21 protein-coding genes, 1 tRNA gene and 1 pseudogene are annotated in these 21052 nt (G+C 62.5%); 13 read left to right on the forward strand and 10 right to left on the reverse strand.

Annotated elements, in window-relative coordinates; all coding sequences use genetic code 11:
• Positions 1–104: 104 nt before the first annotated feature.
• Complete coding sequence (gene arfB, locus AADX97_RS13145) at positions 105–527, forward strand: alternative ribosome rescue aminoacyl-tRNA hydrolase ArfB (protein WP_374233769.1); 423 nt, start codon at positions 105–107, stop codon at positions 525–527.
• A gap of 70 nt (positions 528–597) precedes the next feature.
• Here the strand turns inward: arfB and AADX97_RS13150 are convergent, their stop codons facing one another.
• The 6 genes from AADX97_RS13150 to AADX97_RS13175 all read right to left on the reverse strand — a co-directional run bounded on the left by AADX97_RS13150 (position 598) and on the right by AADX97_RS13175 (position 5768).
• Complete coding sequence (locus AADX97_RS13150; RefSeq protein ID WP_374233770.1) at positions 598–777, reverse strand: hypothetical protein; 180 nt, start codon at positions 775–777, stop codon at positions 598–600.
• Positions 778–1214: 437 nt separating this feature from the next.
• A complete protein-coding gene (locus AADX97_RS13155) occupies positions 1215–1706 on the reverse strand; it encodes a heme-binding protein (RefSeq protein ID WP_374233771.1) in 492 nt (163 codons plus the stop codon).
• Positions 1707–1946: 240 nt separating this feature from the next.
• Complete coding sequence (ispG, locus tag AADX97_RS13160; protein WP_374233772.1) at positions 1947–3179, reverse strand: flavodoxin-dependent (E)-4-hydroxy-3-methylbut-2-enyl-diphosphate synthase; 1233 nt, start codon at positions 3177–3179, stop codon at positions 1947–1949.
• A gap of 27 nt (positions 3180–3206) precedes the next feature.
• Positions 3207–4091 carry a DUF4743 domain-containing protein gene (locus tag AADX97_RS13165; RefSeq protein ID WP_374233773.1) on the reverse strand — a complete coding sequence of 295 codons (885 nt, stop codon included), beginning with the start codon at positions 4089–4091 and terminating at the stop codon, positions 3207–3209.
• A gap of 444 nt (positions 4092–4535) precedes the next feature.
• The gene (gene mazG / locus AADX97_RS13170; protein WP_374233775.1) at positions 4536–5336 is read right to left on the reverse strand and encodes a nucleoside triphosphate pyrophosphohydrolase; all 801 of its coding nucleotides are present in this window, start codon (positions 5334–5336) and stop codon (positions 4536–4538) included.
• An 81-nt stretch (positions 5337–5417) separates the two neighbouring features.
• Positions 5418–5768, reverse strand: coding sequence for a hypothetical protein (locus tag AADX97_RS13175; protein ID WP_374233776.1), 351 nt, complete (start codon positions 5766–5768; stop codon positions 5418–5420).
• A 390-nt stretch (positions 5769–6158) separates the two neighbouring features.
• Between AADX97_RS13175 and AADX97_RS13180 the strand changes: the two genes are divergently transcribed.
• From AADX97_RS13180 to AADX97_RS13225, 10 genes and pseudogenes are all read left to right on the forward strand, one after another.
• A complete protein-coding gene (locus AADX97_RS13180; RefSeq protein WP_374233777.1) occupies positions 6159–6701 on the forward strand; it encodes a GspH/FimT family pseudopilin in 543 nt (180 codons plus the stop codon).
• Positions 6698–7180, forward strand: coding sequence for a type IV pilus modification protein PilV (gene pilV / locus AADX97_RS13185; RefSeq protein WP_374233778.1), 483 nt, complete (start codon positions 6698–6700; stop codon positions 7178–7180). The genes AADX97_RS13180 and pilV overlap by 4 nt, the downstream gene beginning before the upstream one ends.
• Positions 7181–7189: 9 nt before the next feature.
• A complete protein-coding gene (locus tag AADX97_RS13190) occupies positions 7190–8185 on the forward strand; it encodes a PilW family protein (RefSeq protein WP_374233779.1) in 996 nt (331 codons plus the stop codon).
• 8 nt (positions 8186–8193) lie between these two features.
• Positions 8194–8667: a PilX N-terminal domain-containing pilus assembly protein gene (locus AADX97_RS13195; protein WP_374233780.1), complete on the forward strand. Its 474-nt coding sequence runs from the start codon at positions 8194–8196 to the stop codon at positions 8665–8667.
• A 109-nt stretch (positions 8668–8776) separates the two neighbouring features.
• On the forward strand, positions 8777–12391 hold the full coding sequence (locus AADX97_RS13200) for a pilus assembly protein (protein WP_374233781.1): 3615 nt from the start codon (positions 8777–8779) through the stop codon (positions 12389–12391).
• A 224-nt stretch (positions 12392–12615) separates the two neighbouring features.
• Positions 12616–13059, forward strand: coding sequence for a type IV pilin protein (locus AADX97_RS13205; RefSeq protein ID WP_374233782.1), 444 nt, complete (start codon positions 12616–12618; stop codon positions 13057–13059).
• An 864-nt stretch (positions 13060–13923) separates the two neighbouring features.
• Positions 13924–14000 (forward strand) — tRNA-Arg (locus AADX97_RS13210).
• Between the two features lie 377 nt (positions 14001–14377).
• Complete coding sequence (locus AADX97_RS13215; protein WP_374233783.1) at positions 14378–15304, forward strand: sacsin N-terminal ATP-binding-like domain-containing protein; 927 nt, start codon at positions 14378–14380, stop codon at positions 15302–15304.
• 73 nt (positions 15305–15377) lie between these two features.
• A pseudogene (locus AADX97_RS13220) lies at positions 15378–15539 on the forward strand (transposase); the annotation flags it as partial.
• A gap of 68 nt (positions 15540–15607) precedes the next feature.
• On the forward strand, positions 15608–15922 hold the full coding sequence (locus AADX97_RS13225; RefSeq protein ID WP_374233850.1) for a hypothetical protein: 315 nt from the start codon (positions 15608–15610) through the stop codon (positions 15920–15922).
• On the opposite strand, the gene AADX97_RS13230 is transcribed toward AADX97_RS13225, so the two are convergent.
• The gene (locus AADX97_RS13230) at positions 15873–16259 is read right to left on the reverse strand and encodes a type II toxin-antitoxin system VapC family toxin (RefSeq protein WP_374233785.1); all 387 of its coding nucleotides are present in this window, start codon (positions 16257–16259) and stop codon (positions 15873–15875) included. The genes AADX97_RS13225 and AADX97_RS13230 overlap by 50 nt on opposite strands.
• 5 nt (positions 16260–16264) lie before the next feature.
• Positions 16265–16498 (reverse strand): type II toxin-antitoxin system Phd/YefM family antitoxin, encoded by a 234-nt coding sequence (locus AADX97_RS13235; protein WP_374233787.1) that lies wholly within the window; start codon positions 16496–16498, stop codon positions 16265–16267.
• Between the two features lie 157 nt (positions 16499–16655).
• Here AADX97_RS13235 and parC point away from each other — a divergent pair, with 157 nt between their 5' ends.
• On the forward strand, positions 16656–18917 hold the full coding sequence (gene parC / locus AADX97_RS13240) for a DNA topoisomerase IV subunit A (protein ID WP_374233789.1): 2262 nt from the start codon (positions 16656–16658) through the stop codon (positions 18915–18917).
• 238 nt (positions 18918–19155) lie between these two features.
• Here the strand turns inward: parC and AADX97_RS13245 are convergent, their stop codons facing one another.
• Positions 19156–19500 (reverse strand): TusE/DsrC/DsvC family sulfur relay protein, encoded by a 345-nt coding sequence (locus AADX97_RS13245; protein ID WP_374233790.1) that lies wholly within the window; start codon positions 19498–19500, stop codon positions 19156–19158.
• Positions 19501–19634: 134 nt separating this feature from the next.
• On the opposite strand from AADX97_RS13245, the gene AADX97_RS13250 reads away from it, so the two are divergent.
• On the forward strand, positions 19635–20126 hold the full coding sequence (locus AADX97_RS13250) for a hypothetical protein (RefSeq protein ID WP_374233791.1): 492 nt from the start codon (positions 19635–19637) through the stop codon (positions 20124–20126).
• Positions 20127–20373: 247 nt separating this feature from the next.
• On the opposite strand, the gene AADX97_RS13255 is transcribed toward AADX97_RS13250, so the two are convergent.
• Positions 20374–20805: a DNA polymerase III subunit chi gene (locus tag AADX97_RS13255; RefSeq protein WP_374233792.1), complete on the reverse strand. Its 432-nt coding sequence runs from the start codon at positions 20803–20805 to the stop codon at positions 20374–20376.
• Positions 20806–21052 lie beyond the last annotated feature (247 nt).

Raw genomic sequence — 21052 nt, forward strand, 5'->3', positions numbered from 1 at the left:
GGCGAGCGTTGTGCTTCCTATCGTCAGCACAATCTACGAATCGTCAGCACAACCTACGAATCGTCAGCACAACGGGCCATGTGCGCTCGTTATAGAATCGCATCATGTTGCAGATCTCCAACCGTATCCGAATCGACGAGACCGAGCTGAGCGAGCGGTTCATCCGCTCGCCCGGACCCGGCGGTCAAAACGTCAACAAGGTCGAGACGGCGGTCCAGTTGCGGTTCGACGTCGCGCGCTCGCCGTCGCTCCCCGAGGACGTGCGCGAGCGTCTGACGCGCCTCGGCGGACGGCGGATCGATTCTGACGGGGTTCTAATGATCGAGGCGCACCGCTATCGCACCCGCGAGCGCAATCGCGCCGATGCGCGAGCCCGCCTCGCCGCCCTCATCGCTCAGGCGGCCGTGCGGCCGAAACCGCGCATCGCCACCCGACCCACACGGGCATCGACCGAGCGACGACTGGAGACCAAGCGCAAACAATCCAGCAGCAAGCGCATGCGTCGCACCCCCTCGGACCGCGATTGATGGGATGTTCGAGAAAGCATCGAACAACCCGTAGGAGGTGTAGGGGCGACTTAAGTCGCCCCTACACCCCTTACTCGTTCGCCTCGACGACCGCACCCGTGCCGTCCGGCCCGACGACGATCACCAGTTTGCCGAGCGTCGGGTGGCGCGCAGTCACTACGGTGAATGCGGGCAGGCGCATCTCGCCGATCATCTCGCTTTCATCCTTCAAATCCGCGATCAACGCTGCCTCGGCTTCGAATAAACGCATCTGTCACCCCCGATCCTGTTGTGGGACGAAACCGCGTCCGGCGTGCCATACCATGTCTGCAGCAGGGACAAAACTCGATGCTCCCCGGAACGCCGTGCACGACGCGGTTTAGATCTCTTTAGGCGAATTCCGGAAACCTTCATGCCAAGGGCGTAGGTTGTGCCGAGCCGTGCGAGGCACAACCAACCGTAGATCTCTTTAGGCGAATTCCGGAAACCTTCATGCCAGGGGCGTAGGTTGTGCCGAGCCATGCGAGGCACAACCAACCGTAGGCTCAAGTTGTGCTTCCTATCGTCAGCACAACCTACGGGTATGGAAGCTTGCAGAAATCGCCTTAATCATGACTCATCCCGAACCGCATTCCGCCGAAATTTTTGGTCGAGCCGCGGCCAATCTCGCCGCGACCCGGCCAGAACCCCACCAGACGCGGTTCAGCCCTACATCGCCATATCCAGATCGTCCTGGATCTCGGCGATCCCGGCGAGCGCACATTCCTCGTCCGTCGCACCGGATGGCGCACCGCTGACGCCCACGCCGGCCACCAGCGAAGAGCCGCCGACCAGCACGGGCACCCCGCCCGCGGACATCACAAGCCCCTCGACACGTCCGATCGGCGTATCGGCGCGATCGGTCATGGCCGAGGTCGCGGCATTGAAATTGACGGCGGTGAATGCCTTCATCGTGCTGATCGGCACCGTGATGGGCGCGGCGATGGTGTCGCGGAGCGTCACCTGTACCGTGCCTTCGCGGTCGACCACGGTCACGGCGATCTGGATGCCCTTCTCGCGACATTCCTCGATCGCCCCTTGAGCGATCTTGACCGCCGCATCCATCGAGAGGCGTTGCAGCGGGACCACCATAGGGCCATCGGCGACGGCCGGTCCGCAGATCAACGCACCGGCGATCAGTACAGGAATCGTTTTTTTCATGTCTCCTCCTTTCTACTCTAGGACAGTGGCTGAGATATCGCGCCGGGAAGCCTCGGGTCGGATCAAGGCAAATTCCGGAAACTAAGGTGATTTCCGGAAACCTTCACGCCAAGGGCGTAGGTTGTGCCGAGCCGTGCGAGGCACAACCAACCGTAGGCGCAAGTTGTGCTTCCTATCGTCAGCACAACCTACGGGTATGTAAGTTTGCGGAAATCGCCTTAGGCCTCACCGACGCGCCCGTCACGGCGCCCGATAGTGGGTCTCGATATAGTCGTCGACCATCCGCTTGAACTGCTCGGCGATCCCGTCGCCCTTGAGGGTGGCGACCTTTTCGCCGTCGACATAAACGGGGGCGGCCGGGCGCTCGTCGTTGCCGGGCAGGCTGATGCCGATATTGGCGTGCTTGCTCTCGCCGGGTCCGTTCACCACACAGCCCATAACCGCGACCTGCATGGTCTCGACACCGGGGAAACGGGTGCGCCACTCCGGCATCTGCTCGCGCAAATAGGCCTGAATGTCTTGAGCCAGATGCTGGAAGGTGTCGCTGGTGGTGCGTCCGCATCCCGGGCAGGCGGTAACCATGGGTGCGAAGGAGCGCATGCCCATGGTCTGCAGGATCTCCTGGGCGACCACGACCTCGCGCGTGCGCGACTCGCCCGGTGCAGGGGTGAGCGAGATGCGGATGGTGTCCCCGATGCCCTCCTGCAGCAGCACCGACAAGGCGGCGGTCGAGGCGACGATGCCTTTTGAGCCCATGCCGGCCTCGGTCAGACCCAGATGCAGGGCATAGTCGCCGCGGTCGGCCAGCATGCGGTAGACGGCGATCAAGTCCTGCACGCCGCTCATCTTGCAGGACAGGATGATGTGATCGCGCGGCAGGCCGACCTGCTCGGCGCGCTCGGCGCTCGAGATGGCGGATTCCACCATTGCCTCGCGCATCACCTGCTCGGCATCCCGCGGCTCGGGCGAGCGCGCGTTCTCGTCCATCATCCGCACGATCAGGTCCGGATCCAGGCTGCCCCAGTTGACCCCGATCCGCACCGGCCGGTCATAGCGGCAGGCGATCTCGACCATGGTCGCGAACTGGCTGTCCTTCTTCTCGCCGCGCCCGACGTTGCCCGGGTTGATGCGGTATTTTGCGAGCGCCTCGGCACACTCCGGATAATCCGTGAGCAGGCGGTGGCCGTTGAAATGGAAGTCGCCCACCAAGGGCACGCTGCACCCCTGCGCGTCGAGCGCCTCGCGGATCGCTGGAACCGCGCGGGCCGCGGACTCGTGATTGACCGTAATCCGGACCACCTCCGAGCCGGCACGGGCGAGCTCGGCGACTTGTTGGACCGTGGACGCGATGTCTGCGGTGTCCGTGTTGGTCATGGACTGGATGAGGATCGGGGCTTGGCCGCCGACGGTCACCGGGCCGATGCGAACCGGCACGGTCTTTCGTCTTTGGATCGGGAATCGAGTTGAGCTCATAGTGCCTTTACCGCCGCAGCGGCCCTGTCAGTTGGTCGGAGTCGGGCGTTGATCCGACGCGGGCAATGGGGAACGCAGACCCTGGACGATCGCGACATAGTGCGGGTCATCCTGAGGGATCAGCCCATGGCGGATCAGGAAATCGATGATGACCAGGTTGCAGTTGAGCTTGAAGTCATCGGTCTCGCGGACGATCTCCGCGACCTCCTTCACCGGCAGACGATAGAAGGTTTCCACCTCCCCGTCGGTGCAGCGCGGCTCGAAGTCATCCGGAAGCTCCAGGTCATAGCAGAACATGACATCCGGCTTCAGCCCGCGCTCCGAATCGCGACAGTAGGTCACTGCGCCAACGGCAACGGCTCGATCTGCAAGGGCAGGGGGCATCCCCGCCTCCTCCGCGCACTCCTTGCGCAGATTCTCGACCAGAGCGATACCGTGGGGCAACCCGCCCGCAACAAGGTTATCGAGCCGTCCCGGGTAGAGACGGCGATCGGCGGAGCGCCGACCGATCCACATCTCGATCCCCCGCGCGGTCCGCACGTAGCCATTGAGATGCTGACCGAAGGCGCGCATCCCGAAGAAGGGCGCACAGGCCCGGTCGACCAGACAGCGTGCCGCCTCCCGCCCGCCGGCGGTGACGGGATACTGCTCGCCGTGCAGGTAGGGGATGACGCCCTCGTCGACGAGTCCGCGGGCGATCTCGGCCAGCGCCAGGGTGCAACCTTCGAAGTCATCCGGCGTCTCGATCCACTCGACCGTCGTCTGCGTGACACGGAACCGGGTCGGCCAGCGCTGAAGCTCCTCGGCAGCATTGCGGCGCAGGCTCCCGAGACGCTCGCCCCGTCGAATGAAGGGAACAAACGCAGTCGGCTCCCAAGCATTGCAGGCATGGATCTTATCGAGATAGCTCATTGGTGAATCGCGTCCAGAGTGAAATTCGACCGTTGAGAACCTGTTGGGAATAAGGCGATTTCCGTATAATCCCATGCCCGTAGGTTGTGCTGACGATAGGAAGCACAACTCGCGCCGACGGTTGATTGTGCCTCGCACGGCTTGGCACAACCTAAACCCTTGGCATAAGGGTTTCCGGAATTCGCCTAAGTTGAGCACCGAACGGTCGTTTCGTTGTCGTTGTCGTTGTCGTTGTCGTTGTCGTTGTCGTTGTCGACTACGACTACGACGACGACAACCGTGGCAAAGGTCAGGCCAGCAGCGCCACCTCCTGCCCATGCCTCGGCAAGACGCGGTTCAGTCTTTGAATAAAAAATCTTAAAACCGCGCCAGCTCCGAAGCCTATTGATGACTTCAGAAGCAATCCCAAGTGACGACCGAGCCTGATCGCAACGCGGCGCGGTTTTAACGCTCCTCGGATTTGATGAGATTCCACAGCCGCTCCATCTCCGCGCGTGCCGCAACGCTCGGCGCCTGCCCGCCTGCACGCAGGCACACCTCGACCCGCCCGAAGCGCCGCTCGAAGCGATGGTTCGCCGCCCGCAGCGCCTGCTCGGCATCCACCCCCATATGCCGGGCCAGATTGACGCAGGAGAACAGCAGGTCGCCGATCTCATGGACCCGCTCGGTCGGCTCGGCGTGGGCGCGCAGCGTCTCGCGACACTCCTGTAACTCTTCGAGCACCTTGTCGAAGACCTCTTCCATTCGGTCCCAATCGAAGCCGACGACCGCTGCGCGCTTCTGCAGCTTCTCGGCCCGAACCAAGGCGGGGAGGGCCTGGGCAACCCCTTCGAGCACGCTCCCGACCGGTCGCTGGCGCTTACTCGCCCGCTCCGCCGCCTTCTCGCGCTCCCAGTTCGCCCGCACTGCTTCCTCGTCCTCGAGCTCCGCATCTCCGAAGACATGCGGATGGCGACGGATCATCTTCTCGCTGATCGACTGCACCACGTCGGGAAAGGCGAAGCTCCCTTGCTCCTCGGCGATCTGCGCGTGATAGACCACCTGAAGCAGCAGGTCGCCCAGCTCCTCGCGCAGCTCCTTCATGTCCTCGTTCTCGATCGCCTCGGCGACCTCGTAGGCCTCCTCCAAGGTGAAGGGCAAGATGCTGCGGAAGGTCTGCTCCTGGTCCCAGGGACAGCCGTCCTGCGGATCGCGCAGACGCGCGACGATGGCGATGAGATCGGCAATCGAGTCGTGTCGGTTCATGGTTCCGGGTCGTCGAACGTTGGGCGGATGAAGTGGGCCAGATCCTCGTCGGCGATCTGGTGCACGCGATCGAACGAATGCTCAGACGAAGCCATCAAAGGCCAATCCCAGCAGGATCGAGCCGATTCCGCCCCACTTCCAGTAGGTGCGCGGAATGCCGATGATCTCGTCGGATCTGGAGCGGCTCGGATCCCGCACGATCGCGTAGAGATGCGGCCCGGCCAGGAACCAGGGCAAAAATCCGAAGAAGGTCGGCACCGCGAGCCACAGCGGTACAGGCTCGTTCAGGAAGAGTGCGACGGCCAAGACCGGCCAAGCGAGGAGATATGCCGCGGTCAGCTTGGCGTCGAGCGACTTGTCGGAGGTCGTCGCGAAGGTCAGGAGCGCGATGATTCCCCAAGAGGCGACAATCAGGATGAGGATGATGCGCATGGTTTCGGGCTGACGAGGTCTTGTTCGTTTCGATCCGCCGGGCAGGTAGGTGCCGGACGCTGGCCGATCATGGCTGTAGGTCTCCGACCGGAGACCAAAGCGCCGAGAGGATCGAAGACACCCCGCGGGCGTCGATCCCGATGTTAGCGGATGACCCGACCAGCGGTCCATCTCAACGTCCGGAACGTGAGCAGCGTCCCAAATCCCTCCGAAGTATGGAAGATTTCTTGGCTATAATTGAGGCGAACGCAACAACTGCGGGAGTCGCAGCACGGTCGCAGAAGTCGCATAGGCGGCGAGACTGGGTTCGCCCACGAGATTGAGCTCGCTCGATGGCTATGAGTCGCGAAGCCTGGGTGCGAATAAGAACTGACTGAAAAATGAGGCCACATGGATCTTGCCCTTGCAAAGTGTCCCTGGATCGCTCCCCGCACCTGGATTGCGTATCGCGGCTTTACGCTGCTTGAGCTCATGGTCACCGTCGCGATCGCCGCGATCCTGCTCACCCTGGGTGTCCCGAGCTTTCGCGATCTCGTCCAGAACAACCGGGCCGCGACCCAGGTCAACGCGTTGGTCACGGCCTTGAGCCTGGCCCGCAGCGAGGCCGTCAGACGCGGCCAACATGTCTCGATCTGTCCCTCCACCGACCAGGAAACATGCACCGGAGGCGACGACTGGGACGACGGGTGGATCGTTTTTGTCGACGACGAGACGAGTGAGGTCTTACGTGTCGAGGAGGCCATGAAGGGGATTGAGACCTTTTCAGGTCCGGCGCACGTGCGCTATCGCGCGATGGGTGACGTGGTGGTGGACGGGCAGGACCTTTCCTTTGAGCACGAGACGACCTATTGCACCGGAAAGAACGCCCGCACCATCGACGTCGGCGTAACCGGTCGAATCAGCGTCATTCGCGAAGATTGCTCGAACCCATGAACAAAACGGCGCCATCTCATCAACATAACGCTCATCGCTCATTCTACGCGGAACAGGGCGTCGGCCTGATCGAGGTCCTCATCGCCATGGTCGTTCTTTCCGTCGGCCTGCTAAGTTTGGCTGCGCTTCAGGGATCGGCGCTCAAGCTGGCCCACCAGGCCGACATCCGCAGTCAGGCGACCTTTCTGGCCTACGAGATGGCCGATCGAATGCGCGCCAATCGTGATGCTGCCCGCGCGGATGAATACGCATTGGACACCTTTTCCGCGGTCGACTGCGATCCGACACTCACGCTTTCGGACGCCGACACCTTGGCCGAGCGCGATCTCGAAGAATGGCGCAATACCCTGTCTTGTCTACTTCCGCAAGGTCAGGGCCGGATCGTCCGGGTCGGCGAAATCATCACGATCGGAGTCAGTTGCAACGACAGCCGCGGCGCCGATGACCCGATCGTCTTCACCATGGCCACCGAGCTTTAGGCGCCGCGTATGAACGCATCGTTTCGGCAAGCGGGCTTGACGATGGTCGAGATCCTGGTTGCGCTCGCCCTCGGTCTCTTTCTGATGGCCGGAATCCTCAGCGTCTATCTGGGCAGCAAACAGACCTATCGCGTCGTCGAGGCACTCGCCCGGTCGCAGGAAAACGGTCGGTATGCCGTGGAGCTGTTGGGGCGCACGGTGCGGATGGCGGGGTTTGTGGGGTGTGCGCGGTTGGATAATTCGCTTCCAGTCAATATCATTGTCGATAAACCGCCCCTAGGCATTGAACCTGAAGATTTTCATAAATCCTTCATTCAAATCGACGTCGATGAGGATGTCGCTGACCTAATGGCCTCGGGTACCGACGTTCTGGTTGTCCGCGGCGGCGGTCCCATGGCCCGACTGGATGCCGAGAAGGTAAAGAACGCCAATGCCAAGATCGATCTTAATGCGGACGACTGGGAGGCCGGCGACATCCTCATCATCTCCGATTGCGCGGGCGTCGATATCTTCCGGGCGACGAATGTTTCCAAGGATCCGAACGAAATGGGAATCACGGTCGCTCACGCCAGCAACCGGAACGAACCCAACGAGCTCTCCAAGACCTACACGATAGGCGCCGACGTCATGTCGTACAGGGAAACGACCTTTTTCATCGCTGAATCCCAAGCCGCCGACTGCACCGAGCCGTGCCGGGGTCTGTGGCGTCGGCTCGGAGGCGAGGATCCTCAGGAGATCCTCCAAGGTGTCGAGAATATGCAGATCCTTTTCGGAATCGGCACCCGTGCACTCGACAACTATATGACCGCAGAAGAGGTGGAGGACGCGGATGCTTGGGGACGCGTCGTCGCCGTGCGCATCAACCTCCTTCTGGTCAGTCCGGAAGACAATCTGGTCGAGAGTCCGCGTTCCATCGTCTTCAATGGCGAGGAGTTGGAGCCTGACGACCGTCGTCTGCGCCGAGCCCTGACCACCACCATTGCGATCCGGAATCGACTGCCGTGAGAACGCCTATGAACCGGTCCGAAACCCGCCGCATCCACCGACAGAAGGGCGTGGTCCTGATCGTCGCACTGATGTTCATACTCGTGATGAGCATCGTCGGCGTCACGGCGATGCATTCGACGATCATGCAGGAACGCATGGCGGGCAACGCAAGGGACCGCAACCTCGCCTTTCAGGCCGCCGAGGCGGCGCTGCGTGCCGGCGAGGATGCATCGCTCGGCGGAGCACCGGCCGCCAGTACGAGGCTTATCAATCCAGCCGGTTGGGACGGAGAAACGCCGGAGCCGACCGGCAGCGTCGAGGAATTCGATCGCCCCCAAGTGCCGCATGACCCGGTCTATTACGCCGACCCGCCGCGCCAGGTCCGCGTCGGGATTACCCTGCCGCCGCAGTGGCGCTATGCCTACCCGGTCACCGCGCGTGGCGAGGGCGGCACGCACACGGCCGTCGTGGTCCTGCAGTCTGTTTTGGAGCCGCCTTGATGCAGTGGCGGCCGGCCCGGCCACGCGCCGGAGACGCTTCGCAACCTTTCGCTCGATGCAGAGAATAGACATGACACGCCAAAGGAACAGAAGACCGACGACGCCGCGGATGTCGAGGCTTGGTGCACTCGTCCTCGGTATTGGCTTGACCCTGATTGGCTTGGCCCCGGGCGGCACCACTGCAGTACGCGCGGAGATCGCCATCGCCAACACCCCGCTGTTCGTGATGCCCCCCGTCATCCCTGCACTCATCCTGGCGGTCGACGACTCGGGCTCCATGGACTCCGAGGTCTTGATGCAGACCAATGATGGCGCGCTCTGGTGGAACACGAATGACAATTCATTTACCGGCTGGAATGTCGACGGGCAGCGTGAAACCGGCGTCATCAACTTCAACCGCGTCGGCTCCGCGGACGGCACTTGGAAAAAATTCGTCTATCTCTTCCCCAACGGCAGCGGTCTGGGCAGCGGCAGACGGGCCTACACCGACAGCAGCAACGACCATTACGCGGTGCCGCCGATCGGTGCGTACGCGTTTACGCGCTCGCCCGAGTACAACGCCGCCTACTTCGACCCAAGCCGAACCTACACGCCTTGGCCCGATCAGGGCGGCTATAGCTTCGCGAATTCCAACCCGGCCGCTGCCAAGACGGATCCAGCGCGCGGGACCGAAACCTATAATCTGACGGCACTGCGCGAGCGAACTGACGATAACCATATCTTCCGTATGTTTCCTGGCATGGTGATTCCCGCAGGGACCCGATTCTACGATTGGAACAACCCGAAGGAATGGAAAACATTGTCGACCGACCGCGCGATAGACTCGGTAAGGGGTGTGCCCATCTCCTTCTACCCGGCGACCTTCTTCCTCTCCCCTGGTGCGCCTCCTCCCGAGGGCTTCGGTTACAAGCCAAGCGCCACCTCCGACGATGGCTTGGCCCCCGACGGCTCGACCATGACCCGTTACGAGATCCGCCGCGGCAACTTCGTGTCACAAGCCGCCTACGACGCGGCGATCCAGAACTTCGCCAACTGGTTTACCTATTACCGTAAGCGCCACGCCTCGGCCCGCGGGGCGATCGGCTTCGCCTTCAAAGATATCGAGGGCTTCCGCATCGGGGCTTACCAAATCAATAGTGTGGCGGGCAACAACGGCCTGGCGAAGTTCCCGGAAAATCTGACGATTCGCGATCTTTCCAATACGACTCAACGAACGGCCTTCTTCAAGCAGATTTATGAAGATCTGAATTCGGGCGGCACGCCGAACCGGGAAGCCGTCAATCATATGCGGACTCAATTCAAGCGCACGGATGGAAACGCGCCGATCCAAGAAGCCTGCCAAATGAACTTCGGCGTCCTCTTGACCGACGGCTATGCCAACAATTGGACCGGCGCAGGGGTCGGCAATCGCGACGGATCATTCGGGAGCCCCTTTGCGGATTCGGTCTCCAACACCATGGCCGACATCGCCATGGAACTCTATGCAACCAATCCGCGTACCGGCTTGGCTGCGGGCCTGGTTCCGGTCCCGGTAGCCTGCAACAACGCCGATCCCGACCCCTGGCTGGATTGCAACAAGAACCTCCATGTCAACCTCTTTGCGCTGACCCTCGGAACAACCGGGACCATCTTCAATATCGACGCGGATGCAACCGCCGACCCGTTCGCCCATCCCCCGACCTGGCCGACGAGCTTCAGCGATCGGAACCCGGTGCATGTCGACGACCTTTGGCATGCCACAATCAACAGTCGCGGCACGTTGGTCAATGTCGCGGTGCCCTCGGAGCTGGGTGATCGCTTCATCGATGTCCTGGACGACATCGCCGCTCGGCTCGAGACCTCGGCGACCGCCGCATCGGCCAGTTCGGCGGTCCTGCAATCGGATACGCGGCTCTTCGTCGCGGGTTTTCGCAGCACGGACTGGTCGGGAGAGGTCAAGGCCTATGCCCTGGGCGAGAACGGTGCTCGGGAGGATGATCCCATCTGGAATGCCGAGTCACTTCTTCCGACAACCACGCGGAAGATCTTTACAAGCCTGTCGCCCAGTGGCGACGCCGTGGAATTGGTTTGGGAGAACCTGAGCGCGACCCAGAAGCAGGCGCTGAATTACGCCCCGGACGGCACCCGGGACAATCGCGGGAGCGCGCGGATCGCCTGGCTTAGAGGCAACGAGCAGAGCGGCCTCCGCAGCCGCTCCGGCTCGGGAACCCTCCGTCTGCTTGGCGACGTCGTCTATTCCAATCCGCAGTTCGTTGGAACGCCGGACTACGGATACCGGTTACTCGAAGGAGAAGGCGCATCTTACGACAGCTTTCGGTCATCCGATGCCTATCGCAACCGTCCGGAGGTCCTCTACGTCGGCGCCAACGACGGGATGCTGCACGCCTTTGACGCAGAGGACGGAGTCGAGCTTTTCGCCTATATGCCATCCGAGCACTTGCTGCCCGTCCCGGGCGCGCAGCACGCCCCGATCACCTCGCTCATGGACCGCAACTACGCCCACCGCTACTATCTCGACGGGGTACCTGCGATCGGCGACGCCTATGTTGGAGGAGCCTGGAAAACCATCCTCGTCGGTACCCTTGGAGCCGGCGGCCGCAGCGTGTTTGCACTGGATGTGACAGACCCGACGAGCTTCGGAGCCGGCAATGTCTTATGGGAGCTGACCGATGACGATCTCGGCTACAACGTCGGCCAACCCGAGATCGTGCGCATGCGCAACGGAGACTGGGCGGCCGTCTTCGGGAACGGCTACAACAGCGCCACCCAACGCGCCATCCTCTTCGTCGTCAGCCTTTCCGACGGGGCCATTTTGGCGAAGATCGACACCGGTGCCGGCGATGCCGATTCACCGAACGGCTTGGCTGCGACCCAGTCGACCGACTGGCCGAAGAGTGACTTGCAAGCCAGTTTGATCTATGCAGGGGACCTACAAGGCCATCTCTGGCGGTTCGATGTCTCCAAGAGCAAAGGACAAAGCTTGGGCGACGCAAGTTCGCTCTTTCGCGCCATGGATCCATCGGGCACGCCTCAACCCATCACTGCCGGACCGAACATCGCCGCATATCCGGGTAGCGACGCCATCATCGTGACCTTCGGCACCGGAAGCTACTTCAGGTCGGATGACGCACTGATCGAGGATCCTCAGGTCCAGACCATCTACGGGCTCATCGACGCCGACGCCAAGACAAGCATCCCCGGGCGGGATGACTTGTTGGAGCAAGAGATCACCTGGGAAGGTCGCGTCATCTATAACGATACGACGGTCGCGGTCCGTGAGGTTTCCGACAATGCGCTCGAAGGACATGAGCTTGGCTGGTATCTCGATCTCGGAACGGAAGCAGGCGAGCGCGTCGTCAGCGCGCCGACTTTCCCCTCCGGAACGAAGCAGGATCGAGTCCGCTTCACGACGCTCATCCCGGATCCGGACCCATGCGGGACCTCCCGAGGGGGCTTCGTCATGGACATTGACCTCGCATCCGGCGGACGGACCGGATATGACGTGTTCGATTTGAACGGGGACGGCAAATTCGACCAACAAGACCGTGAGCTGACCGACGACAGGATCGTGAGTGGGATCGGCGGAAGCCAGGGTGAGGAGTTGACCGTCGTGCGCTCGGCCGATGGAGGTATCGACTACCTTTACGGTGGCCGTAACCTGATCGTCATCAGCAAGAACGAAGCCGGCGCAATCGGTCGTCAGTCCTGGCGACAATTGCGATAGAGCGGGGCGGACGATGTGCTGTCGGCAGGGATCATTGCGGGGGGGGGAAGCGTTCGTGGACTGCAATGCGAGCCCCGGCGCTCCAACATCCCGACAGATCGGGTTCAAGCAATCTCGGCTGCCTCCATGCACGGATTCGCGTGCCGCAGGCCATTCGATTCTCGGCGCGCTGTCGCGAGGCGAGGGCGCCGCGTGACATCCAACGGACCACTTAGGAGCCAGCCGTGACCGATCACCCGCCCGGGAGCCCCGGCTTTACCCTGATCGAGCTCATGATCGTCGTCGCCATCATCGGCATCTTGTCGATGATTGCCTATCCCTCCTACATCGACCACGTCCGAAAGGCTCGGACGGCGGATGCCATGGGGGTCTTGCTCGAGGCGGCGCAATGTATGGAGCGGCGCTACACGACGGAGAACGCGTATCCGGCCGACGATGACTTCGCGGACGAATGCAATCTCGCGACGTCGCCGAGACCGAGTGAAGGAAGTCAAACCTATTATACTATTTCGAGGGGTACACCTGACGGTTGCAGCGATGCCGACCAGTGCTATGTGCTCACCGCCACCGCAACGAACGATCAAGCGAATTACTCACGCTGCCATGAGCTGACTCTCACCAACACGGGTGTGCGTGGTTCCGCCGATGAGGATGACTGTTGGCAGTGAGCCCGGCCGCGCCTGCGCTTCGGCCGAACGGATTGTTCGTGGAGACTCGGCTTACCGGCGACGTCCGCTGGTTTTAGGCGAACTCCGGAAACCTGCCAAGGGCGTAGGTTGTGCCGAGCCGTGCGAGGCACAACCAACCGTCGGCGCAAGTTGTGCTTCCTATCGTCAGCACAACCTACGGGTATGGAAGTTTGCGGATTCCGGAAACCTTCATGCCAAGGGCGTAGGTTGTGCCGAGCCGTGCGAGGCACAACCAACCGTCGGCGCAAGTTGTGCCTCCTATCGTCAGCACAACCTACGGGTATGGAAGTTTGCGGAGATCGCCTTAGCTTCGGTTGCAGCCAACCCGGTGGCTTGTCATGGACAGCCTTCGCTCTCGATGTCCGCGACACCAGGGTTGCCTGCCAGCAAGGTCGCAAGGTCGCAAGGTGAGTCCGCACCGCGCGTTGCAGGAGCCGCCTTTTCGTTCTTGAGGTCTGTCCTAAACCGCGTCCAGAGCGAGATGCTCACTTTCGAGTGAGTTCGAAGTTTGGTGAATCCACGACCCTTAGCGGGGGACGCGGTTTAAAATTTTATATTTTTTAATACTTTAAACCGCGCCGGCTCCAGCGGTTCTGAAATCCGACGGGGCCGATCCCATCCAAAAACATCACATACCGCACTGGGCGCGGTTTAAGAGCCTGTCGGCCTCGGAATGAACGGGCTTAGGAATCGAGGCGTGATCGAGGCACTTGACAACCATCGCCCAGATCCGGAAGATACGCGGCTCGATGGTGACGACGACAACGCCCTCACCGCTGGTCAATCAGTCCGCAGGCATGCCGGACTGGATAGAGCCTCCACGGATGGAGCGCCATAATCAAAGCGCCCGTAGCTCAGCTGGATAGAGTACCTGGCTACGAACCAGGTGGTCGGAGGTTCGAATCCTTCCGGGCGCGCCAAGTAGAACAAAGGCTTAGCACCAATCAGTGCTAAGCCTTTTTTCGTTGTGGTGTGCTTAGGTGGAATTTACCCCCACTTTTACCCCCACCTACGGGTTTGCTTGATTGATCCATCGGCCGCCGGAACCTATGCGCCCGCCGCGTCATCGCCGGTTTTCCCCTGACTATCTGGGTCAAGCGATCGCAGTGTCGGTAGTCAGATATGCTGATGCCACCGACAGGAGTTCGGCCACTCGTCGTCCGCAGCCATCCGCCGGGAAGAGGAACCGATGGCGTGATCTGCAACTGCTGCAGGGCGTAGGTTGTGCCGAGCCGTGCGAGGCACAACCAAACGTAGGAGCAAGTTGTGCTTCCTATCGTCAGCACAACCTACGGGTATGGAAGTTTGCAGAAATCGCCTAAAGGAACGCCGCGAATACGCAAAGCGCCCGATTCTGGAGCTTTTGCAAAATGTGGAGGATGCACTTTCCGATGACGAGCGTCAGGGCGGAGTTGTTATCCGTATCGATGACGGGAATCTCATTATCGCAAACGAAGGTGCACCTTTCACTGATCGTGGGTTCCGCGCTCTATGTACACTAAACGATAGTGCAAAGCAGGCGGAAACGGACCGCGAGCGCCCACCGCGCATGATCGGCAGCAAAGGTACCGGCTTCAAGTCGGTATTGAACTGGACCGACCGGATCGAGCTCTTCTCGGGATCGATCGCCGCCTGTTTCGATCGCGCGGAGGCCGCGCCACTGATCCGCCAGACGATCGGCAAAGCGGGTGTTGCCAAGATCGAAGAGGATGGCCCTTGGCCCGATGACCGGAGCTCGCGCGGCGCGTCGGGCGCGATGTCAAAGCCAAAGCGGTCCAACGGCTCAAACCGCTGGTTCACCGATGTCCTGATCATGGCGGACTCAGACGCCTTCGGGTCGAGGCATTGGAGCGCAGCGAGGGGATCCGTGCGGCGGGGCTTGCCGCGTTCGAATGGGCCGAGCGTCGACCCAACAGTGTTCAGGCCCAGGGGGGCTGCTCGCCTTTGCATTACGACTGGGGCATGTCCTGCTGGCGGATCGCGCGGCGCGGCATTTGCGCGCATTGGGGATGGTGACGCCGGGTTTTCCGGTGACTCGACGGCCTGGAGATCCTCTCTGCGCGCAACAACAGGGCCATGGCGCTGTTTCATCTCGGTCGAGTCGATGAGGCGTTGGCCGGTTTCATGGCCGCTTGGGAGGCGGATCCGGACAACCTGTTCGCCCTCGGCTGGGCTGTGCGCCTGCGTCTGTATCGGGGCGACGAGGTGGGGGCGCAGGGTCTGACGATTCCCTTGGCGGGGGCAACCGCCAGGCGTCTGGACGACGCCCTGCTCCAGCTCGATGCCCTGCTGTTGCCGCTCGGCATGTCGATTACATCCACTGGAATCCGGTTAAACACGGTTGGGCGAAACGGGTCCAGGACTGGCCTTACTCAAGTTTCCATCGGGATGTGCGCCGCGGCCTTTATCCCGCGGATTGGGCCGGTGACCCCGACACCGATGTCGATGGCGGGGAATGACGAGGCCAGCGCGGTTCCTGCCGGCACTGCATCGTCCGCGGGGATTCCCGGCCCGCCGTGGGCACGTGATGCGGTTCCTATCGTCACCGCATCCTACGGTCCCACGGTCCTCGGCGATCGCCGGTCTCGCACGCGGCGGCGCCGGTCTGGTCATCGTCGAGGCGACCGCGGTGTCTCCGGAAGGGCGCATCACGCCCAATCGCACCGGGCTCTGGAACGATGAACAGGCGCAGGCGCTCATGCCCGCCGTCGAGGCCATCAAGGCTGCCGGCGCCGTGCCGGGCCTTCGGATCGGTCATGCCGGCCGCAAGGCTAACGTCAGCACAACGGCGACTACCACAATCGCGCGACGCCGAAGGCATCGAACAGTACCTCGTTGCTGACCAGGGTCAACCCTTCGATCTGCGCCTGGGCAATCAGCATCCGGTCAAACGGGTCGCGGTGTGTGCCGGGCATCAGGCCGGCACGCCGGGCGTGGTCCATACCGACGGGAAGATGGAAAAAGTCCTGGGCATCGAGGATCTCGGGAAGGTGCTCGATGACGTGAATGGCTCCCGGCAGCTTTCCGATGCGCACCTTGGTGGCGATTTCCCACGCCGAAGCAGCGCTGACCAGGACAACCGTGTGCTGGTCTGCGATCGCTTCGCGCGCCGGCAACGACAGATGCGCATCGCCGTCCAGCCACCACAGCAGGGCGTGGGTGTCGAGCAGGAGCCGCATCTCGGCTATTCCCAAGCGCGCAGCTCATCCTCCGGCAGCGGGTCGAAAAATCGGTCATCCACCTTCGCCTTTCCCTGCAGCGCGCCGAAGCGCCGACCGCTCGGCTGTCGCTCGACCGGGGTCAACCGCACGAGCGGTTGACCGGCCCTGGCGATGACGATCTCCTCTCCGCGACAAGCCCGGGCGATGATCTTGGAGAGTTGCGTCTTCGCCTCGTGGATGTTGACTTGGAGGGCCATCGCTGCACCTTCGTTAGCTAAGTTTGAGTGACCAAGTTTAGTCTGCGGCAACTCCGGACTGCAAGGCACCCTTCCAGTCCCAAGGCTCGGGTTTGTCCCGAGCCGCATCTTGCCGCATCATGCGCGACCGCGGATTCAGTGAGCGCAAGACGACGGCATGACGGACACCACGACCTACAACGCGGAGGGCCTCGAGCGCCTGCCGCTGAAGGATTTCACCGAAAAGGCGTATCTGGACTATTCCATGTACGTCATCCTCGACCGCGCGCTGCCCCATGTGGGCGATGGGCTCAAGCCCGTGCAGCGGCGCATCCTCTACGCCATGTCGGAGCTCGGGCTCTCGGCGGCGGCCAAGTTCAAGAAATCCGCGCGCACCGTCGGCGACGTGCTGGGCAAGTTCCATCCGCACGGGGATTCGGCCTGTTACGAGGCGATGGTGCTGATGGCGCAGCCCTTCAGCTATCGCTATCCGCTGGTGGACGGGCAGGGCAACTGGGGCTCGCCGGACGATCCCAAGTCGTTCGCGGCGATGCGCTATACCGAGTCGCGCCTTACACCCTACGCGGATCTGCTGCTCGCCGAGGTCGATCAGGGGACGGTCGACTGGCAGCCCAACTTCGACGGGACGCTCGAGGAGCCCAAGCTGCTGCCGGCGCGTCTGCCGAACCTGCTGCTCAACGGGGCGACCGGGATCGCGGTCGGGATGGCGACCGACATCCCCTCGCACAACCTCCGCGAGGTCGCCCGTGCCTGCATCTATCTGCTCGATCATCCGGACGCGACCCTCGAGGACCTGATGCGCTTCGTGCCGGGGCCGGATTTTCCGACCGCGGGCGAGATCGTCACCCCGCGCGAGGATCTCGCGAAGATCTACCAGACCGGCGGCGGGAGTCTGAAGCAGCGTGCCGTCTACGAGGTCGAACGTGGCGAGATCGTGATCACGGCCTTGCCGTATCAGGTCTCCGGCAGCCGTGTGCTTGAGCAGATCGCGCAGCAGTTCAACGCCAAGAAGCTGCCGATGATCGAGGACTTTCGCGACGAGTCCGATCATGAGTTTCCGACGCGATTGGTGATTGTGCCGCGTTCGAATCGCGTCGATGTCGACCGGCTGATGTCGCACCTCTTCGCAACGACCGACCTAGAGCGTAGCTACCGGGTCAATATGAACGTGATCGCGCTCAATGGCCGGCCGCGGGTCATGACCCTGCGCGACATCCTCGTCGAGTGGGTGATCTACCGGACCGAGACGGTCCGGCGGCGCTCGCAACATCGTCTGGACAAGGTCCTCGAGCGTCTGCACCTCTTGGACGGCCTGCTGATCGCCTTTCTCAACATCGACGAGGTGATCCGCATCGTCCGTACGGAGGACGAGCCCAAGCCGGTGCTCATGGAGCGGTTCGCGCTCTCGGAGGCCCAAGCAGATTATGTGTTGAACACCCGGCTGCGTCAGCTCGCGCGTCTGGAAGAGATGAAGATCCGCGCCGAGCAGGCGGAGCTGGCCGAGGAGCGCGATGGGCTGCAAGCCATCCTGGGCGATGAGTCTGCGCTCAAGCGGCTGATCTCAGAGGAGATCACGGCCGATGCCGAGAAGCACGGCGACCCGCGGCGCTCGCCTCTGGTCGCACGTGCCAGCGCTGCGGCCATCGACGAGATTGATCTGACCCCGAGCGAGCCGGTGACCGTGGTTCTGTCGGAGAAGGGCTGGGTGCGCGCGGCCAAGGGGCACGAGGTCGATCCGGCCGGACTGAGCTACCGCTCCGGGGACCGGTTCCTCATGGCGGTGCGGGTGCGCAGCAGTCAGGCCGTCGTCTTTCTCGATTCGACCGGGCGCAGCTATTCCTTACCGGCCCACACGTTGCCCTCGGCGCGGGGGCAGGGCGAGCCTTTGACCGGGCGACTGGATCCACCGGCCGGCGCGCGTTTCGTGGCGGTGCTGGGTGATGCGCCCGAGGGCCGCGTGCTGATGGCGTCGGATGCCGGATACGGATTCATCGCCCGGTTGGAGGACCTCTACGCCAAGGCCAAGGCCGGCAAGGCGGTGCTGAGCCTGCCCAAGAGCGCTGAGGTCTTGGCGCCGCTCGCCTTGACCGGGGAGGAGGGCGGCTTGGACGGCGCCAGGCTTGCGGCCGTGACCACCGCGGGCCATCTGCTGCTGTTCCCGGTCTCGGAGCTTCCCGAGATGCCGCGGGGCAAGGGCAACAAGATCATCGGCATCCCCTCGGCCCGCGTTGCGGTACGGGAGGAGCTGGTCATTGCGCTCGCCGTGGTCCCGGAAGGTGGGAGTCTGGTGTTGCTCTCCGGGAAACGGACGCTGACCTTGAAGCCGGCCGATCTGGATGTCTATCAAGGGGAGCGCGGACGCCGCGGGCGTCTGCTGCCGCGCGGATTTCAGCGGGTGGAAGGTCTATCGGTAGCGTAGGTCGGAGCGGCGAGGCATAAAACGGTTGCGAGCACGATTACAGGCGATCTCCTGGAATACCCCCCGATTTCGCATGCCTGGAAGACCTCTAAAGACCGTAGGGGCGAATGAATTCGCCCCTACATGCCGGTCGTTCCTTATCCCGGAAATCAGCTCAAAACCGCGTCAGCTCCGACGCACATGGTGTTTGCTGTAGCCGATCCAGTGCGAAAACGATGCATACCGCTCCAGACGCGGTTTAGCTCATATAGCTCAAGGCTTCATCACCCGGATGCGGGAGCCCCGCGATCCGCCACGCCTGGCGACAGGAGCCGAAGAGCCGATGGACGGCGTCGCGCTCCATACCGTGCGTGCGGCAGATCTGCGACACCGGCGGGATGGCGCCGTAGGTCATGCGGTGCTCGCGCAGATAGTAGATGATTGACCAATGGTCGGAGCCGAGCGGCCCGATCTCGTCGAGCTCAGCCATGACACGGGCCATGCCGGCGTTCCAATCCGTCGGGTCGATCAGGAACCCGTCCTCGTCGACGGGGAGAGGGCGGTGTTTCGGCGGCGTCTGGGTGCGGACGGCGGTTTGGGTCATCGTGATTATCCTTGGCCTTTGGTGGATTGGTTATTTTTATGAGCACATTAGCTGCGCTCTCACTGACGAATATAGTCGGAATTACCGACGCGTCAACCCCCTGATTCGCTCCTGATTCGTCGAGGCCCATCCCCGTGTCCGAGCTGACCTTGCCGCTTGCGCTCTTCAACCCACCGGGATTCGCGCTGCTGGCGGGGGCGGCTCTGGGTGTCTTGCTGCGGCTTCGGGGGTGGGGCGAGGGTGCGTGGATCCGGTATGGGGTTGCTGCCGTCATCCTGGTCGTCGTCGCTGCCGTGGTCCTGCGCACGCTTGGAATGGGGATCCCGAGGGGCTGGTTCTTGCCGCTGCTGGGGCTGACCAGCCTCGCCAACCTGATGTTGAGTCTTGCCTTGATTGCGAGTGCGCTGCGGCTCGGCCGCAAGGATGCGGCGCTGCTCTTCGGGGTGAATCTGGCGATGGTCTTCGCGCTGCCGCCGATCGCGATGGCCTCGCCGGATACACTCTTTATGCATTGGTTGGAGCAGGTCCTGACGGCGCTCGGGACAGCGGCCTTTGCGCTCGGGGCCTATCGGCTTTGGCGATTCGCTCGCGCATCGGCGGCCTTCGATCTGCATCGGGCTTGGTGAGCCGGCGTGGCCGGGCTTCTTCGTCGTGCGGTTTGTTGGTCTCGGTCCAGTCTGCAGACGGAGTGAAGAACGACCGGGGCGGGTCGGCTGGAGTGAGTGCGCAAGCCTGGCTTGGCGGCGGCGCGGGGAGGATGGATTTCGCTGCGCTCGACCGATTCCAGTCCGTCAACATTGTAGCTTGGAGGATGGGTTTCGCTGCGCTCTACCCATCCTACGCCACTGGATTGCGCAGATTTGGCGGGGTGGGTCAGAGCCGAATCTGGTGATGCTCCAGGGGGTAGCCGCGATCGCGGTAGTAGCGGAAGCGCTCGCGTCCGGCGAGGCGGGCGGCGGGGTCGTGGTCGATGGGCTCGCAGAGGCGCTCGAAGCGGCCGAAGAACTCCGGGACCTCGCTCGAGAGGTTGATCAAGACCTGGTCTTCGCTGTCGGGCGAGCCGTCGCCGCTGATGAGGACGGGGGTCAACTCGAGGTCGGTTTGACCGACCCGTCCGTGGGGCAGGAAGCTGTCGTCGCGGAAGGTCCAGAGCAGACGATCCAGATGTTGGGCTTGTCCGGGGTCGGGGCAGTGGATCAGCACGCGCGCGCCGGTCGCGCGGATACGCTCGACGAGGCGACAGACGAGGAGGAAACGATCGCCGCCGCTGTCGGCGTCCAGGCTGTAGAAATCGATTCGGGTCATGGGTTAAGGCGCGTCAGATTTGCCATGTGCTGCAGTTGTTTGGGTCCGATCTTGCGCAAGTCCGCGATCATTGTTGCCGATGCACCTTCAACCGCGCCTGGTGCGGTATCCGTTGTTTGTTGGATTGACTTGGCCGCGCCAGCTCCGACAACTGTTGGAGCTGGCGCGTTTTAAAGTATTAAAAATATTAAATTTTAAACCGCGTCTCCATAAAGGTCGGAAAAATCCTTGAGCTCGACACAACACG

This window comes from Thiocapsa sp. C2-2m, assembly GCF_041903745.1.
Lineage (GTDB): Bacteria > Pseudomonadota > Gammaproteobacteria > Chromatiales > Chromatiaceae > Thiocapsa > Thiocapsa roseilacustris.